We start from the raw sequence: 16,554 nt of genomic DNA, 5'->3' as shown, positions 1-16,554 counted from the left end.
GCCCTCCGTAGAATCGCGGATCGGTTGTCATAAACCGATCCGGGTGGCACCCGAACGGATATCAACGGTCGCGGATCTGGTCGTCGTCGGTGGCGGCATTGTCGGCCTTGCCACGGCTTACCGCTTTGTGCAACTTTACCCCAGTCGTCGGGTCGTCGTGTTCGAGAAGGAATCGCGGGTGGCCGAGCACCAGACCGGCCGCAACTCTGGCGTGCTGCACTCGGGCATTTACTATAAGCCGGGGTCGCTTAAGGCGGTCAACTGCCGGGCGGGCAAGAAGACGATGGAAGCGTTCTGTGCCGCCGAGGGGATCGCCCACGAAATCTGCGGCAAGGTCATCGTCGCTGTGACCGACGCCGACCTGCCCGCCCTGCACCGCATTCACGAGCGAGGCCAGGCCAACGGCATCGACTGTCAGTTGATCGACAAGACCCGGCTCGCGGAACTGGAGCCCTACGCCGCCGGCGTGAAGGCGATTCACGTTCCGGAAACCGGTATCGTCAACTACCGGGAGGTCTGCGAGCGGCTCGCCGAGAAGGTCCGCGAGCGCGGCGGCGAGGTCGTCTTCAACTCGAAGGTCACGGCCGTCCACACCCGCACGGACGGCATCACGGTCGTCAGCACCCACGGCGAGACGACCGCAAAGCAGCTCGTGAACTGTGCCGGCTTGCACTCCGACCGTGTCGCGAAACTCACCGGCCAGAACCCCGGTGCCCAGATCGTGCCGTTCCGCGGCGAATACTTCGCGCTGAAGCCGCACGCCTGGAAGCTGTGCAAGAACCTGATCTATCCCACGCCCGACCCGCAGTTCCCGTTCCTCGGCGTTCACTTCACCCGGATGACCGACGGCTCCATCGAGTGCGGCCCGAACGCGGTGCTCGCCTTCGGTCGCGAGGCGTACTCGTTCTTACAAGTGAACCCCCGCGACCTGATCGAAACGCTGACGTACCGCGGCTTCCTCCGCATGGCCGGCAAGCACTGGAGAATGGGCTTCGGTGAAATGCGGCGGTCGCTCAGCAAGGCGGCGTTCGTGCGGGCACTGCAACGCCTCGTGCCGGCCATCCAGGCGGGCGACCTTGAGCCGGCCCCGGCCGGCATTCGGGCACAGGCGGTGGCCCCAGACGGGGCGCTAGTCGATGATTTCCTGATTCAAGAATCCGACCGCGTGGTGAACGTCTGCAACGCCCCGTCACCGGCCGCGACCGCGTCCCTCCAAATCGGCGAAACGGTCGTGGACCGCCTCGCCCCGCGGTTCTCGTAAACTGACGCCCATGAAATCGCTCGACCTCGCCCGGCTGAAAGTCTTCCCACTCGCGGAGCGCACGAGCCTGACGCGGGCCGACGACATCCTGATCGACCCCGACGCGCCGCCGAAGGCCTGCTCTGAAGCGAACACCAGCCTGATCCGCGAGTGCGCCGAGCGCATTTCGGCGGCGAAGGCTCGCGGCGCGGCGGTCATGCTCATCTACGGGGCGCACCTCCTCCGCAACGGCACTGCCCGCATCCTCGACCGCATGATGGCGAACGGCTGGCTCACGCACCTCGCGACGAACGGGGCCGGCACGATCCACGATTGGGAGTACGCCTGGTACGGGGCCAGCACCGAGAGCGTCGAGATGGGGGTGGCCGGCGGCAAGTTCGGCACGTGGCACGAAACCGCCAACACGATCCACCTCGCGCTGATGACCGGCGCGCTCGACGGCCTCGGCTACGGTCGGGCGCTCGGGCGGTTGATCGCCGAGAACGGCGCGACCGTTCCTACGGCCGAAAGTTTGATGGAACAGATCGCGGCCGACCCCGTCCACCCGCTGACGGCCGCGCGAGCTGACTTGCTCCGTGCGATTCGCGAACAGCACTGGCCGCCGGGCCGCGTGACCATCGAACACCGCTGGCCGCACGCTTCCATCCTCGGTTCCGCCTACCGGCACGGTGTGCCGCTGACCGTCCACCCCGGCATCGGCTACGACATCATTTCGAACCACTCGGTCTTCAACGGCGCGGCCATCGGGCGGGCCGCGGAGTGGGATTTCAAGCTCTTCGGCGGGTCGGTGGACGATCTCGACGGCGGCGTGGTGCTCTCGGTCGGCTCGGCCATCATGGGGCCGCAGGTCTTCGAGAAGAGCATCAGTTGTGTGAACAACATCCGCCTGAACGACGGCCGTGACGCGGTGAAGGATCACTCGATCTTCGTCGTCGATCTGCAAGACGGCGGCGGTTGGGACTGGTCGAAGGGCGAGCCGCCGAAGTCGAACCCGGCCTACTACCTTCGCTTCTGCAAGAGCTACTCGCGCATGGGTGGCGCGATGCACTACCTCCAGTGCGACAACGCGGCTTTTATTCACAACCTCTCCCACGCATTGACAACTTCGCACTAGACCCGATGGCGGTTCTGTCCGATACTGGCAGCACAGCACGCGAATGATTCCTCCCGCCTGATTTCCTTTTCCGTAGGAGCTTCTCCCATGTTGATGACGCGACGCGAGTGGGTCGGTGCGACCGTAGCCGCCGCCTTTGCCGGGCGCATGGCCATGGCCCGCGACAAGGCCGCCGCCCCGGTCGGCCAGACGATGACGACCGCCGCCCAGCGGTTCCTCGAAGCGATGCCGGCCGCCCAGAAGGGCAAGGCGATGTTCGCCTTTGACAACGAAGAGCGGTTCAACTGGCACTTCGTCCCCCTCAACGATGTGGCCACGAAGTCCTCCACCCGCGAGGGGGTGCCGCTGGAAGACATGAGCAAGGAAGCACAGACGGCCGCGCTCGACATGATGCGGGCTGGGATGAGCGAAGAAGGCTTCAAGTGGGCCGAGGCGATCCGGCAGCGGGAGAACATTTTGGCCGAATTCGAGCCGATGAACGCCTGGTACCGGAAGCCGGGTTGGTATTTCTTCACCGTCTACGGCAAGCCTGCCGCGACCGGCCGGTGGGGTTGGCGGGTGGAAGGGCACCATTTGGCTGTGAGCTACACGGTCGTTGACGGCGAGGTCGTTTCGACGACGCCGTTCTTCATGGGGTTGAACCCTGTCACGATCATGCAAGGGGCGAAGAAGGGCGAGCGGAACGTCATCACGCCGTGCGAAGACTTGGGGCGGGCGCTGTTCAAGTCCCTAGACCCGGATCAGCAGAAGGTCGCGTTGTTAGCCAAGCACCTGCCGGAAGTGGCGGGCCGCACCGCCCACGCGCCGGAGGACCTGCCGAAAGGGCTGTCGGCGAGCAAGATGACCGCCGCCCAGCAGAAAAACCTCGTGGCCTTACTCGCCCACTACATGGGGCGGATGCCGGCCGGTCTGGCGAAGACCGAGACGGATCGGCTGACGGCCGCGGGGATCGACCGCATCAGCTTCGTCTACACCGGCGAACCCGAACCGGGCAAGCGGCACACCTACGCCGTGCAGGGGCCGACCTTCCTCGTCCACTACCTGAACGAGCAGAACGACTGTCACAAGAACCCGGCCAACCACATCCACAGCATCTACCGCAGTCTGAAGAACGATTTCGGCGGGGTAACGCCGAAGGCGTGATTGGTTTGAAGGCGAGCGGCCCGGCGTAAGCGGGCCGTGTCTGGAGCTACCAAGACACGGGCCGCTCGCCGTTGCGTTTGCAATCTCTCCCGTTATCCCCTACAGCGGCTCACGCCTTCGCCACCTTCGACGGCGCGACCGTGAAGTGATTTTGCACCGACACGTTCTGCTGATTGCGCGTCGGCGAGTAATCGGACACTTCCACCGCCCGGCCGTCGGCCTTGAATTCCAATAGCCGCAACCAGCCGTCGCCGCCCTTCGGCTTCATCTGAAAGTTCACGAGCATCTGGGCCACGTCCCGCTTGTCCGGCGTCTGACTCACGAGCTTACCGAGGCCGTCGCCGAGGACGTGGCCGTTCAGCGTCATGATAAAGTTGCCGTGCTTCGAGACGAGCTTCTTCCAGAGTTCTTCGCCGTCGTTGATGTCGTCGGCCGTCGCCTTCGCGACGCCGTAGCTGTGCGGGTTCCAAGTCTGCTTCGTGGCCTTCGCCGCCCAGTTGTACCGCGTGTCGTCGTTGTACATGTACACGTGCGTCACCAAAATCGCCTCGCGGTCGGCGTTCTCCTCCGCAACCTTGTTCGCCCACCGCAGCACGTCGGTTCGCGGGCCGAATTCCAGGCAGATCACGAGGAACTTCCGCCCGCCGGCCTCGAATCGGTGGAAGCTGTTCTCCAGCCGTTCCGGTTCCTTGTCGTATGTGCCGCCAAACGTCGGCAGGCTGCGGTAGTCCTTCACGTGGAAGTAGTCGTTGAACATCGTCGCCCGCGTCTGGCAGCCGCCGTTCGTGCCGTAGTCGTGGTTGCCGAGCGAGAGGAAGTACGGGACGTGGCCGTCGAGTTGCTTCATCGCCTTGACCGCGACTTCCCACTGCTTGGCGTTGTTGTTGTTCGTGATGTCGCCGAGGTGCAGGACGCACGCGATGTTCCGCTCGGCCTTCTGATCGACGATCCACTTCGTCTGCGCCATGTACTGGTCGGGATGGCTCGCACAGTAGTTCTGCGTGTCCGGCAGCACGACGACGGTGAAGCTGCCCGAAGCGATCTTCGGCGGCGGGCCGTCCACGAACTTCGCGTCGGCGTAAGGATCGACCTTCGGCACGACGGTCGGTTTGGGATCGTCGGCGAGCGCGGAAAACCCGAGGGGCAAGCCCAGGCAAGCCGCGCCGTGTTGGATCACGGACCGGCGGGTGAACAAGGACATGAAAAACTCCGACGGAGAGGGGATTACAATAAGGCGGGCTGGTGAAAGTGTACCCGCCCCGCTCGGCGTTCACAACCGTCCGCAGTCCTCGTTCTCGGAAACTTCATGACGGACGAACTGGCCGCCCTCGACGCGAAGATCAACGCCCTGCTACCGCCGCGGTACCAGCACTGTTACGGTTCGGTGTCGGCGTCCTCGATGGGATCGGCGAGTTTGAAGTACGACGCCGACGGTCGCGTGGAGTGGGACCGCATCTGGACGACGTTCTGCGACTTGGCACTCGCTGGCGGCCCGCCGCACCGGGGCACTCTGCTCGACCCTGTGCTTCCCGAAGACTCGCCGCGGTATCGCGAAGTTGAGGCGGAATTGTGCCGGGCGATTCGACTGACGACGTTGCTGCCCGTTGAGAGCGACAGCCCCGGATGGGTCGGCGTGGCGTGCGAATCCGAGGCGGCGGCCGCGTGGTTGCAGGTCGCGGTTGTGGCCGAGAACGTCACAGCTCGGCGGCGAGGAAGCGTGCTGCTCCTGCCCGTGGCGGCGAGTTTTCGTATCGAGAAAGAAGTGAAGAACGTCGTGGTCGCGCTCGCGAAAAGTTACCACTACTGGGACGGCCACCTGACTGCCGGGCAGAAGGAACTGACCGCCGGCGAACTGCTCGCCGAACCGGGGGACGCGGGCTGGCACCGCGTGGAGTGCCCGGACGAAGCGGCCGCCGTGTGGCTGCTGAGGGCGGTGGCCGTCGAACGAGTGCTGGTCCGCCGCGAAGGGAACGCGCTGTGCGTGCCGGCGGGTGTTCACGCGAGGGAAGTGGTCGCGAATGCGTGGCGTCTGTGGCAAGCCACGATTCCCCATTGATTCTCACCGCGGCGAGTATATGATTGCAGCGATTAGCCACCTCAACCTGCAATGGCGGGTGTGTTGCCCTCGGCAACCACACCGTAGCGGGTTGTGGTGGCTTTTGGCGTTTCTATCACCCCGCGCGGAGCGATCCCATGACCAAGCCGACGAAAGCCGATTACCTGGGCACGCCGGTCGAGCACATCGACATCACGAAGTTCAACCCCGTCCCGCTCGTTGACGCGATGGCGAATACCGCCTTCACCGCCCGTGACCTCGCGCGGGCGGCCGACATCACCAACCGCATGATGGAAGACAAGGACTGCGGCGTGATCCTCTGCCTCGCCGGGTCGCTCATCAGCGCGGGGTTGAAGAAGGTCTTCGTCGATATGATTCGCAGCAACATGGTGGACGCCATCGTCTCCACCGGGGCGAACATTGTGGACCAGGATTTCTTCGAAGCCCTCGGCTTCCGGCACTACGTCGGCGAAGAGAAGCTCCGCAGCGGCATGTTCGACGCCGAGTTGCGCGACCTGCACATCGACCGCATCTACGACACGCTCATCGACGAAGACGAACTGCGGATCTGCGACGACACGACGAAGCAGATTTGCGACGATCTGGAACCGCGTCCGCACTCGTCGCGGGAGTTCATCCGCGCGATGGGAGCCTACCTCCAACAGAACGGCTGCAAGACGCCCGACAGCATCGTGTTCGAAGCCTACAAGCACGAAGTGCCGATCTTCTGCCCGGCGTTCAGCGACTGTTCCGCCGGGTTCGGGCTGGTGGCGCACATCCACAGCAAGCCGGCCGGGTCGCGCATGTCGATCGACAGCGGCAAGGACTTCTACGAACTGACGCAGTTGAAGATCGCGAACCCGGTGACGGGCCTGTTCATGATCGGTGGCGGCGTGCCCAAGAACTTCGCACAAGACGTGGTCGTGGCTGCGGACATTCTGGGCGAGGAAGTGCCGATGCACCAGTACGCGGTGCAGGTGACGGTGGCCGACACCCGCGACGGCGCGCTCTCCGGCAGCACGCTGAAGGAAGCGTCGAGTTGGGGCAAGGTCGACCTCGCCTACGAGCAAATGGTCTACAGCGAGGCGACGCTCGCGGTGCCGTTGATCGCCGGCTACGCCTACCACAAGGGCGCGTGGAAGAACAAACCGGCTCGGCAGTGGAACAAACTGCTGGATCAGGTGCCGGTCGGGTCGTGATAATTGGGGTGAAGGAGTTTCGCGATGCCGTTACTCGATCACTTTCACCCGCCGCTCGCCGGTCGTCGCCACTGGGAGTCGTTCCACGCTCAGTGGGCCTCGGCGATTGCGAGCGCGCTGAATCAAAGTCTGCCCGAAGATTACTTCGCCGAGGCTCAGGTCCATGCCTGGCCTCGAATTGAAGTCGATGTCGCGACATTCGGGGAGTCTGCTGCTGTTGGTGGCGGGGTGGCCACGCTGCCCCAGGTTGTCCCGCAACTGACGGCCGCAGACCTGACGATGCCCGCGACCTTTCCGCCCGAGTTCGGCGTGAACGTGTACGAGACGGGCAGCGGGCCGACGCTTGTGGCCGCGGTAGAACTCGTGTCCCCCGGGAATAAGGATCGGGATGAGACGAGGCGGGCCTTCGCCGCGAAGTGCGCCACGTACATTCAGCGGGCGATTGGGCTGATCGTCGTCGATATCGTCACGAGTCGGAACTCCCGGCCGTTCGACGAATTGTTGGCCCTCGTCTATCCGGGTCAGGCTCTACCGCACACAAACCCGCTCACGGCTGTTTCGTACCGACCGGTGCGGGTGAACGGAGCCGACTCCCTCGAGTTGCGCATCCGCTCGTTGGTGGTCGGCGAAGCGTTGCCCGAACTCCTGTTGGCCCTCGGCGGTCTCGGCCACGTCATGGTGAACCTGGAAGCGACTTACGAAGACGCCCGCGAGCGCAGCCGGTTGTGAGGCATTGGTCAGAAACGAAACGGCCCCGGCAGATGCCGGGGCCGTTTCGTTGATTCGAACAGTCGAGTTATTTGAACTCGTTCCGTAGGTCACGGGAGCGGTTGAAGCCGTCGCGGACGACGCTTTCCACATTGTCCCAGTCCGCATTACGATCATCGTCCGCGTGCATTTGTTCCCAGTCGGCCCGCAGTTGCGGAATCACGAAATCGAACTGACTGGTCGGGTAACGGGCTTCGGACCGCACGCCGAAGCGGTACGCCTCGCCACGGAACAGATCGCTGGCGGTATTCTTGGTTTGGTTCTTCGCGAGATATTCGCGAATCCAGTTGTCTTCTGTCGTCGGATCGATCAGTTCGCCGACGCCCTTCCCGGCATACCCGCCGGCCACGGCACCGCCGGCGATTGCGCCGACAACGGCCCCCACTGGCCCGGCCGTCAAGGTACCCACGGCCAGCCCACTGGCCACACCACCGAGTACGGCCCCCAGGCCTGTCTCGATCGGGTGTGCCCCGGGTGTATCAGTCAACGGATCGGGATTACGGCTGCCGTACGGGGGCAGGTCCGCACTCTTCTCCGGGTCTTTGCGCGTAACGCCGTCAAAGTGTTGAGGTTTGTCGCTCATGACTGTGCTCCAGGGTGTTTCGAAAACCTCGTTGCCACGGTCTGTAACTGGCAATTGATGTGCCATCACCCGCGAGATAATCGACGTTCGGCCGAGGGAATTCGGAGATTCTCCTTCTCGCCCCGTTCCGACCCGGGTACGCTCGAATCGTTCCCACCCTCTCCCGGAGCACGCCTCATGAACCCCGACCGGCGTCAATTCTCCCACCAAGCCCTCGGTTCCCTCGTGGCGTTCGGCTTCATCGAAATGCTCTGGAGCCGCGACCTGTTCGCCGCGTCGATCAAGCCGACTATCACCGACTGGCTGAAGGACTTGGTGGCCATGACCAACGACCTCCGCGGCCAGAAGTTGACCGACCTCCAATTCCAGATGAAGATGGAGGAACTTTACAAGCGGGTGGACCTGCAAGCCCTCGTCGGCCTCGTGAAACTCGACGAGATCGAGAAGAAATCGAAGCTGCCGGACAGCGGGGCACTTAGTGCCGGGATCGACTTCAAGAAAATGGAGGGCCTGCCGAGCGAGGTAACCTTCGGCAAGCAACTTTTCGGCTGCAAGAAGGACCGGTCGATCGTTCCGCACGGCCACCTTAACATGTGTACCGGTTTCATCGTTCTGAAGGGCGAGTGGCACGGCCGGCACTACGACCGCGTCGAAACGCTCAAGGATCATTACGTCATCAAGCCGACCATCGACCAGACCTTCAAGCCCGGCGAGTTGTCGACCATCTCCGACCACAAGGACAACGTCCACTGGTTCAAGGCGGCCACCGAGAGCGCGTACATCTTCAACGTCCACGTCATCGGCTACGACCCGACGATCAAGGGCAACTCGGGCCGGATGTACCTCGACCCGGACGGCGAGAAGTTGAGCGGCGGGCTGGTGAAGGCCGCGAAGATGACTTCCGAGGCGTGCCACAAGAAGTACGGTTGAGGCGGCCGGCGGTGATACCATAGCCCCATGCTCACCGGCAAAATGGTCCGCGTCCGGCACGCCCGCAACAAGCTCGTGCCGATGTACCTCAACCCGCACGACGAGAACTGGCAAGCGGTTGCCGAGCAACTGCTGTTCGTCTACCGCGACGCCGTCGGTCACACCCGCGGCGAGATCGACGAGGAGCTTTCGAACTTCGTCAGCACCGGGCCAACGCAACTCGTCCACCAGGGGCTTGCGAAGTTGCTCGCCGACCGCTGCGAGTTCGAAGTCACGTCGGAGCTTCCGCCGATGGAAGTCCGCGAGTCGGCGTTCCGCCTGTCGGCCGTCCACCGGCAGTTGGCGGCGACGACCGGCGTGACGTTCGACCGGCCGACGGTGATCTCGCAGGTAGCCGCCGAATTAAATCAGTCGGTCGAGCAGGTCGAGTTGGCCTTGTTCGCGGACTTGGCCGACGAGCAGCGCGTGCTGAAGTTCGATGATCTGACGGCCGAGTTGCTGCTGCACCGGTACAACGTGGCGCTCGCCCAGGCGGTGCTGATTCGCTCGACCGGCATGGAGGTCCGAGTCTGGGGCGAGACGCCGGCTCGCTTCCGGCAGTTGTTCCGCGCGATCAAGTTCCACCGGCTCATCTGCACCATTCGGTCGATGCCGAACAACAGTTACGCGATCAAACTCGACGGCCCACTGTCGCTGTTCTCGTCCACGCAGAAGTACGGATTGCAACTCGCACTCTTCCTGCCGGCGCTGTTACACTGCAAGGCATTCGACCTGCAAGCCGAGGTGCGGTGGGGAACGCAGAAGAAGGAGAAACTCTTCACGATCGGCGGCACCGACGGGCTGCGGTCTCACTACCCGGACTTCGGCACGTACACGCCGCCGGAGTTCGCGATCTTCGCCGAGAACTTCCGGACGGCCGCCGAGGATTGGCTGCTGACCGACGAGCCGAACCCGATCCCGCTCGGCAGTGGCAGCGAGGGCGTGTGGGTTCCCGACTTCCGCCTGACGCACACGAAGACCGGGCGGGAGGTCTACCTCGAACTCTTCGGCTTCTGGCGAAAGGGGGACATCGAAGGCCACTACCGCAAGTTGAAGAAGCACCTACCGGGGCAGTTCCTGCTCATCGTCTCGGAGGCGATGCGAACGGACGAGATCGACGACGCGACCTTCGGACCGGAAGTCGTTCGGTACAAGCGAACGCCCTCCGCCGAGGAGATTCGCAAGGCAGCCACGCGATTGGTTGAAGCAGAATGAATCGGAGTCGGAGGGGTCTGGCTTATCCGTGCAAGCGAAGTCAGCAGATCATTCCCCTCTTGCGGAACAGAAACTGCATCCTTTATCGAAACGACTGGAAACGCTGACAATTCGTGCTCCCATGCCGCGACACGCGGCAACCTCTGCCCAAGAAGTGAGCTATGACCACAGCGACCCGTTCTGAAGGCCAAGAAACCCGTGTGGCCAAAGTCGCTCCGCGACTGTTCGACGGCTATTCCCCGCACCCGACAGCCTTCGACGAACTCTTCGAACCCGATGGTTCGCCGCACGACCACTGCCGAACGCTGGTCGAGAAACTCGGCCGACTTGCCATCTCGGAGTTCCACACCCGGCGGGCGGGGGCCGACCTGGCGTTCGTCAACCAGGGGATCACATTCACGGTCTACTCCGACCGCCGTGGCACCGAGAAAATCTTCCCGTTCGACATCGTCCCGCGTGTCGTGCCGGGGGGCGAGTGGCCGCGAATGGAAACCGGCCTCGTGCAGCGACTCAAGGCGCTGAACTTGTTCTTGAACGACATTTACCACGACCAGCGGATCATCAAGGAGGGAATCGTCCCGGCCGACCTGGCCCTCGGGTCGAAGGGCTTCCGCAAGGAGATGGTCGGGTTCACGCCGCCGGGCGGGGTTTACATCCACATCTGCGGCACCGACCTGATCCGCGACCAGCACGGCGAATTCCTGGTCCTCGAAGACAACGGCCGCACGCCGTCGGGCGTGAGTTACGTCCTGGAAAATCGGGCGATCATGAAGAAGGTGTTCCCTCACCTCTTCCAGGACTGCAAGGTGAAGCGCGTCGAGGACTACCCGCACCGCTTGCGCGACGCGCTGCGGTCGGTCGCCCCGGCTGGCGCGGCAAGTCCGCCGACTGTCGTGCTGCTCTCGCCAGGGCCGTACAACTCGGCCTACTTCGAACACAGTTTCCTCGCCCGGCACATGGGCGTCGAGTTGGTCATCGGGCAGGACTTGTTCGTCCACGACGACGTCGTGTACCTGAAGACCACTCGCGGGCCGCAGAAGGTGGACGTGATCTACCGCCGGCTCGACGACGACTTCCTCGACCCGAAGGCGTTCCGCGAGGACAGTCTGCTCGGCGTCCCCGGCGTGTTCGGGGCGTATCGGGCCGGTAACGTGACCCTCGCCAACGCGGTCGGCACCGGCGTGGCGGACGATAAGGCGGTGTACCCTTACGTCGAAGACATGATCCGGTTCTACCTCTCGGAGGAGCCGATCCTTCGGAACGTCCCGACGTACATTTGCGCCAAGCCGGACGACATGAAGTACACACTGGACCATCTGGGCGAATTGGTAGTGAAGGCGGTGAATGAATCGGGTGGGTACGGTATGCTGATGGGACCGAGCAGCACACAAACTCAACGCAACGAGTTCCGGGCGAAAATCCTGGAGAACCCGCGCAACTATATCGCACAGCCGGTGGTCACACTTTCGACGAGTCCGACGTGGACCGACGAAGGGGTGGCGCCTCGGCACGTGGATTTGCGGCCGTACATCGTCACGGGCAGAACGACGTGGGTTCTGCCCGGCGGTTTAACGCGAACGGCTCTGGTGAAGGGTTCACTGGTCGTCAACAGTAGTCAAGGCGGGGGGAGCAAGGACACCTGGGTCATCGAGAACGGGAGTTGACGGAATCGTCCTTCCCCTTCCCCCTTGCCCTAGCGGGACTGTGAACCTCCCATGATCTCTCGCGTTGCCGAACACTGCTTCTGGATGGCCCGCTACCTCGAACGGGCGGAGAACACCGCCCGCGTGCTGGAAGTGAACCAGACGCTCCTGCTCGACTTCCACGTGCCCGTGGAGCAGCAGTGGAAGCCGGTGCTCATTATCAGCGGCATCCACGACTACGAGGGCGACACGGGCGGTGAGAGCGTCCAGGGGTACATGACCTGGGACGAGGAAAACCCGTTCAGCATCGTCTCGTCGCTCGCCTGGGCGCGGGAAAACGCCCGCATCATCCGGGAGGTGATCTCCGCCGAGATGTGGGAGCGGATGAACTACTACCACCTGTGGTTGAACAGCCCCGCCGTCCGCGAGTTGTACCACAACAATCGGGGCGAGTTCTACGCCCAGATTCGCCGGATCAACCAGTTGCTCACCGGCATCTGCGATTCGACGATGGCCCACGGCGAAGCGTGGGAGTTCTTGCGATTGGGCCGCCACCTGGAGCGGGCTTGCCAGACCGCCCGGACGCTGGACGTGAAGTACCACATCCTGCTGCCGAAGTTGGACGACGTGGGCACGGCCGTCGACAACGCTCACTGGATCGCAATCCTGATGAGTTGTTCCGGGTACGAGCCGTTCCACAAGAAGCCGATGGCCGACCCGTCCGACCCCGGCAGTGCGGTCGCCGAGTTCCTGATTTTCGACGACGATTTCCCGCGGTCGATCCACCACTGTCTGACCGAGTGCCGGCGGTGCTTGGCCGACATCGCCGGGACGCCGAACGGCGAAGCCCACACACCAGCCGACCGGAAAATCTCAGAGTTGGTCCACTGGCTCGACGCCCGCGACATCAAGGACGTGATCTCGTTCGGCCTCCACCAGACGCTCACGCACGTGGTGGACAGCACCCACACAATCGGTGAAGCGATACAGAGTACGTACTTCGCCCCGGAAATTCGGCTGCCCGAGTCGCCGGCCAAGAAACTAACGCAGACGCAGTCACAAACTCAGTAACGACGATCACTCCTCCTTGAGGTTCACCATGGGCATCCGTGTCGCCCTCCGGCACGTCACCAAGTACACCTACGACCGGCCCGTGACGTTCGAACCGCACGTCATCCGCCTACGGCCCGCGCCGCACGCACGCACGCCGATCGTGAGCTACTCGCTAACCATCGAACCGGGCAAGCACTTCCTCAACTGGCAACAGGACGCCTACAGCAACTACGCCGCCCGGCTCGTGTTCCTGGAGCCGTCGACCGAGTTCAGTGTCACCGTTGATGTGCTCGCCGAGATGGTCCCGATCAACCCGTTCGACTTCTTCGTGGAGAAGAGCGCCGAGGAGTACCCGTTCGCGTACGACGCGGCAACGTCCCGGGAGTTGGCCCCGTACCTGGAGAAGTTGCCGGTCGGGCCGAAGTTGCAGGAGATCGTTGACGAGTTGAAGCCCCACACCGGGCGGACGCTGGACTTTGTCGTCGAGTTGAACCAGGCGATTTACCGACGGGTGAAGTACCTCATCCGCCTGGAACCGGGCGTGCAAGCCCCGGAAGAGACGCTGGACCTCGGGTGCGGTTCTTGCCGCGACTCGGCGTGGCTGCTGGTGCAGCTCTGCCGGAACCTCGGCCTCGCGGCCCGGTTCTGCTCCGGCTACCTCATCCAACTGACGGCCGACGAGAAGCCGCTCGACGGCGGGCCGGCTGGGCCGACCTCGGACTTCACCGACCTCCATGCCTGGACGGAAGTCTATTTGCCGGGGGCCGGGTGGGTCGGCCTCGATCCGACGTCTGGCTTGCTCACGGCCGAGGGGCACATCCCGCTGGCCTGCACCGCCGACCCGCAGTCGGCCGCGCCGATTAGCGGGACGTTCGGCTGGGCCAAGAAGCCGGGCGAAGAGGACGACGAACTCAAGGAAGACTTCCACTTCGAGATGAGCGTCACGCGGATGCGCGAAGCGCCGCGGGTGACGAAGCCGTACACCGAGGAACAGTGGGCCACGATCGACGCCTTCGGCCACCGCATCGACGCCGAGTTGCGCGAGTGGGACGTGCGCCTGACGATGGGCGGCGAGCCGACCTTCGTGAGCATGGACGATCGCGAGGCGGACGAATGGAACACGGCCGCCCTCGGCCCGCAGAAGCGGCGGCAGGGACTGATCCTACTCAAGCGACTCCGCGATCGCTGGGCGCAAGGCGGCCTCTTACATTTCGGCGAGGGGAAGTGGTATCCCGGCGAATCGCTGCCCCGGTGGGCGTTCGGGTGCTGGTGGCGAAAGGACGGCGTGCCGGTCTGGAACGACCCGAGCCTCATTGGTGACGAGCAGATCCCGTACGGCTTCGAAGCGAACCACGCCCAGCGGTTCATCACGACTCTGGCCGAGACGCTGAACCTCGACCCGCAGCACGTCCTGCCGGGCTACGAGGACGCCTGGTACTACATGTGGAAGGAACGGCGACTGCCGACGAACGTCGATCCGCTGAAGAGCAAACTCGACGACCCTGAAGAGCGTGCCCGACTGGCCAAAGTGTTCGAGCAGAAGCTCGGCAGCACCGTCGGCTACGTGCTCCCGATCCGCCGGGCCGAATCCGGCGAGGGGCGGTGGGAAACGGGGCCGTGGTTCCTCCGCAAAGAACACATGTTCCTGATCCCCGGCGATTCGCCGATGGGGTTGCGGCTGCCGCTCGACTCCCTGCCGTGGGAAGACCCGGGCAACCGGCAGTTCCTCAGCGAGCGCGACCCGTTCGCCCCGCGGGACGCCTTCCCGACCCTCATTCGCACGGCGACACGGGAGCGCCGCCGGCCGACGGAGTTTCCCCGTAACGGGCAGGTGATCGAATCCGGTCACGCCAACGAGGGGTACCGGGCGAACCGCCTGGGCAGTCACGCGGGGCCGAACGGCGTCCCGCTCCCGCCGCAGGTCGTGCGGTCGGCCCTCTGCGTGGAACCGCGGAACGGCAAGCTCTACGTCTTCATGCCGCCGTGCCGCTTCGCCGAGGACTACCTGGACCTCGTCGCGGCCATCGAGGCCACGGCCGCCGAACTTCAGCTGCCGGTGCTGATCGAGGGGTACAAGCCGCCGCACGACCCGCGGCTGAACAACTTCAGCGTTACGCCCGACCCTGGCGTGATCGAGGTGAACGTCCACCCGGCGAACAACTGGGGTGAACTCACGGACCTCACGACGAGCCTCTACGAAGAAGCCCGCGTGGCGCACCTGGGCACCGAGAAGTTCATGGTTGACGGCCGCCACACCGGCACCGGCGGCGGTAACCACATGGTCCTCGGCGGCGCGACGCCGAACGACAGCCCGTTCCTGCGACGGCCGGACCTGCTGAAGAGCATGGTGACGTTCTGGAACAACCACCCGTCGCTGTCGTACCTGTTCAGTGGCCTGTTCGTTGGCCCGACGAGCCAACACCCGCGGGTGGACGAGGCCCGGCACGACGCGCTCTACGAACTGGAAATCGCGTGCAGTCAACTGCCGCAGGACGGCCGCGTGCCGCCGCTGTGGCTGGTGGACCGCTCCTTCCGCAACTTCCTTGTGGACGTAACTGGCAACACGCACCGGACCGAGTTCTGCATCGACAAACTCTACAGCCCGGACTCCGCGACCGGCCGGTTGGGGTTGGTCGAACTGCGGTCGTTCGAGATGCCGCCGCACCCCCGCATGAGCCTGGTGCAGCAACTCTTGCTGCGGTCGCTGGTGTCGTGGTTCTGGCGGAAGCCGTACACGCACAAGCTCGTGCGGTGGGGCACGGAGTTGCACGACCGCTTCCTGCTGCCGCATTTCGTCGAACAAGACCTCGGCGACGCGCTCGATGAGATAAAGCAGAACGGCTACGCCTTCGACCCGGCGTGGTTCATCCCGCACGTCGAGTTCCGCTTCCCGGTAATCGGCAGCACGACCAACCGCGGCGTGCAACTCGACCTCCGGACGGCCGTCGAGCCGTGGCCGGTCCTCGGCGAAGAGGGGAGCAGCACCGGGACGGCCCGCTACGTGGACTCGTCCGTCGAGCGGCTTCAGGTGAAGGTTAGCGGCCTGACGGACGCCCGCCACGTCGTAACCTGCAACGGCCGGCGGTTGCCGCTGCACCCGACCGGGACGAACGGCGAGTACGTGGCTGGCGTGCGGTACCGGGCGTGGCAGCCGCCGTCGTGCCTGCACCCAACGATTCCGTCGCACTCGCCGTTGGTGTTCGACATCCTCGACACGTGGAACGACCGGAGCATCGGCGGCTGCCGGTACAGCGTCTCGCACCCCGGCGGCCGGTCGCACGACACGTTCCCGGTCAACGCCCTCGAAGCGGAGGGGCGGCGAATCAGCCGGTTCTTCGCCTTCGGCCACACGCCGGGGGCGGTACGGGTTCCGCCGTTCGAGCCGAACGAAGATTTTCCGTTTACACTGGACTTGCGGCGGAAGGAACCGGCGATTTATGCTCCTCCCGCGGTTTCTCGACCGACGGTTGCTCCCCTGCCTGAGACAATCAGGAGCTAAGATGGATCGAGGCCGTTAGAATTGACGGCTCGAATCCGGGAGAACCAGCGG

13 protein-coding genes are annotated in these 16,554 nt (G+C 64.2%); 11 read left to right on the top strand and 2 right to left on the bottom strand.

The window, feature by feature from the left end:
• Positions 1 to 43: 43 nt before the first annotated feature.
• The 3 genes from lhgO (at position 44) to PX52LOC_RS24045 (ending at position 3,518) form a co-directional block, all read left to right on the top strand.
• Positions 44 to 1,261, top strand: coding sequence for an L-2-hydroxyglutarate oxidase (lhgO, locus tag PX52LOC_RS24055; protein WP_246173453.1), 1,218 nt, complete (start codon positions 44 to 46; stop codon positions 1,259 to 1,261).
• A gap of 10 nt (positions 1,262 to 1,271) precedes the next feature.
• Positions 1,272 to 2,375 (top strand): hypothetical protein, encoded by a 1,104-nt coding sequence (locus PX52LOC_RS24050; RefSeq protein WP_149112470.1) that lies wholly within the window; start codon positions 1,272 to 1,274, stop codon positions 2,373 to 2,375.
• 87 nt (positions 2,376 to 2,462) lie between these two features.
• Positions 2,463 to 3,518: a DUF3500 domain-containing protein gene (locus tag PX52LOC_RS24045; protein ID WP_149112469.1), complete on the top strand. Its 1,056-nt coding sequence runs from the start codon at positions 2,463 to 2,465 to the stop codon at positions 3,516 to 3,518.
• A gap of 109 nt (positions 3,519 to 3,627) precedes the next feature.
• Here PX52LOC_RS24045 and PX52LOC_RS24040 read toward each other — a convergent pair whose 3' ends face one another.
• On the bottom strand, positions 3,628 to 4,719 hold the full coding sequence (locus tag PX52LOC_RS24040) for a metallophosphoesterase (protein WP_149112468.1): 1,092 nt from the start codon (positions 4,717 to 4,719) through the stop codon (positions 3,628 to 3,630).
• 105 nt (positions 4,720 to 4,824) lie between these two features.
• On the opposite strand from PX52LOC_RS24040, the gene PX52LOC_RS24035 reads away from it, so the two are divergent.
• From PX52LOC_RS24035 to PX52LOC_RS24025, 3 genes are all read left to right on the top strand, one after another.
• Entirely contained in the window at positions 4,825 to 5,574 is a 750-nt protein-coding gene (locus PX52LOC_RS24035) for a hypothetical protein (protein WP_149112467.1), read from the top strand.
• 137 nt (positions 5,575 to 5,711) lie between these two features.
• Entirely contained in the window at positions 5,712 to 6,773 is a 1,062-nt protein-coding gene (locus PX52LOC_RS24030) for a 1,9-bis(guanidino)-5-aza-nonane synthase (protein WP_149112466.1), read from the top strand.
• Between the two features lie 24 nt (positions 6,774 to 6,797).
• Entirely contained in the window at positions 6,798 to 7,502 is a 705-nt protein-coding gene (locus PX52LOC_RS24025) for a DUF4058 family protein (RefSeq protein ID WP_149112465.1), read from the top strand.
• Between the two features lie 67 nt (positions 7,503 to 7,569).
• Here PX52LOC_RS24025 and PX52LOC_RS24020 read toward each other — a convergent pair whose 3' ends face one another.
• The gene (locus PX52LOC_RS24020; RefSeq protein ID WP_149112464.1) at positions 7,570 to 8,193 is read right to left on the bottom strand and encodes a hypothetical protein; all 624 of its coding nucleotides are present in this window, start codon (positions 8,191 to 8,193) and stop codon (positions 7,570 to 7,572) included.
• 108 nt (positions 8,194 to 8,301) lie between these two features.
• On the opposite strand from PX52LOC_RS24020, the gene PX52LOC_RS24015 reads away from it, so the two are divergent.
• From PX52LOC_RS24015 to PX52LOC_RS23995, 5 genes are all read left to right on the top strand, one after another.
• On the top strand, positions 8,302 to 9,054 hold the full coding sequence (locus PX52LOC_RS24015; protein WP_149112463.1) for a hypothetical protein: 753 nt from the start codon (positions 8,302 to 8,304) through the stop codon (positions 9,052 to 9,054).
• Between the two features lie 27 nt (positions 9,055 to 9,081).
• Positions 9,082 to 10,308: a DUF790 family protein gene (locus PX52LOC_RS24010; protein WP_149112462.1), complete on the top strand. Its 1,227-nt coding sequence runs from the start codon at positions 9,082 to 9,084 to the stop codon at positions 10,306 to 10,308.
• A gap of 161 nt (positions 10,309 to 10,469) precedes the next feature.
• On the top strand, positions 10,470 to 11,972 hold the full coding sequence (locus PX52LOC_RS24005; protein WP_149112461.1) for a circularly permuted type 2 ATP-grasp protein: 1,503 nt from the start codon (positions 10,470 to 10,472) through the stop codon (positions 11,970 to 11,972).
• Positions 11,973 to 12,023: 51 nt separating this feature from the next.
• Entirely contained in the window at positions 12,024 to 13,022 is a 999-nt protein-coding gene (locus PX52LOC_RS24000) for an alpha-E domain-containing protein (RefSeq protein WP_149112460.1), read from the top strand.
• A 28-nt stretch (positions 13,023 to 13,050) separates the two neighbouring features.
• The gene (locus PX52LOC_RS23995) at positions 13,051 to 16,503 is read left to right on the top strand and encodes a transglutaminase family protein (RefSeq protein WP_149112459.1); all 3,453 of its coding nucleotides are present in this window, start codon (positions 13,051 to 13,053) and stop codon (positions 16,501 to 16,503) included.
• The last annotated feature ends 51 nt before the right edge of the window (positions 16,504 to 16,554 follow it).

Origin of the sequence: Limnoglobus roseus (assembly GCF_008254045.1) — a bacterium.
In the GTDB taxonomy this organism is placed as follows: Bacteria; Planctomycetota; Planctomycetia; order Gemmatales; family Gemmataceae; genus Limnoglobus; species Limnoglobus roseus.
The sequence above is the reverse complement of the archived record's forward strand: the minus strand, read 5'-3'. Positions and strand labels throughout refer to the sequence as shown.

Coding starts and splice junctions, on each gene's coding strand:
- PX52LOC_RS24005 (WP_149112461.1), top strand. CDS start 10,470: ATGACCACAGCGACCCGTTCTGAAGGCCAAGAAACCCGTGTGGCCAAA.
- PX52LOC_RS24015 (WP_149112463.1), top strand. CDS start 8,302: ATGAACCCCGACCGGCGTCAATTCTCCCACCAAGCCCTCGGTTCCCTC.
- PX52LOC_RS24050 (WP_149112470.1), top strand. CDS start 1,272: ATGAAATCGCTCGACCTCGCCCGGCTGAAAGTCTTCCCACTCGCGGAG.
- PX52LOC_RS24025 (WP_149112465.1), top strand. CDS start 6,798: ATGCCGTTACTCGATCACTTTCACCCGCCGCTCGCCGGTCGTCGCCAC.
- PX52LOC_RS24040 (WP_149112468.1), bottom strand. CDS start 4,719: ATGTCCTTGTTCACCCGCCGGTCCGTGATCCAACACGGCGCGGCTTGC.
- PX52LOC_RS24030 (WP_149112466.1), top strand. CDS start 5,712: ATGACCAAGCCGACGAAAGCCGATTACCTGGGCACGCCGGTCGAGCAC.
- PX52LOC_RS24000 (WP_149112460.1), top strand. CDS start 12,024: ATGATCTCTCGCGTTGCCGAACACTGCTTCTGGATGGCCCGCTACCTC.
- PX52LOC_RS23995 (WP_149112459.1), top strand. CDS start 13,051: ATGGGCATCCGTGTCGCCCTCCGGCACGTCACCAAGTACACCTACGAC.
- PX52LOC_RS24035 (WP_149112467.1), top strand. CDS start 4,825: ATGACGGACGAACTGGCCGCCCTCGACGCGAAGATCAACGCCCTGCTA.
- PX52LOC_RS24045 (WP_149112469.1), top strand. CDS start 2,463: ATGTTGATGACGCGACGCGAGTGGGTCGGTGCGACCGTAGCCGCCGCC.
- PX52LOC_RS24010 (WP_149112462.1), top strand. CDS start 9,082: ATGCTCACCGGCAAAATGGTCCGCGTCCGGCACGCCCGCAACAAGCTC.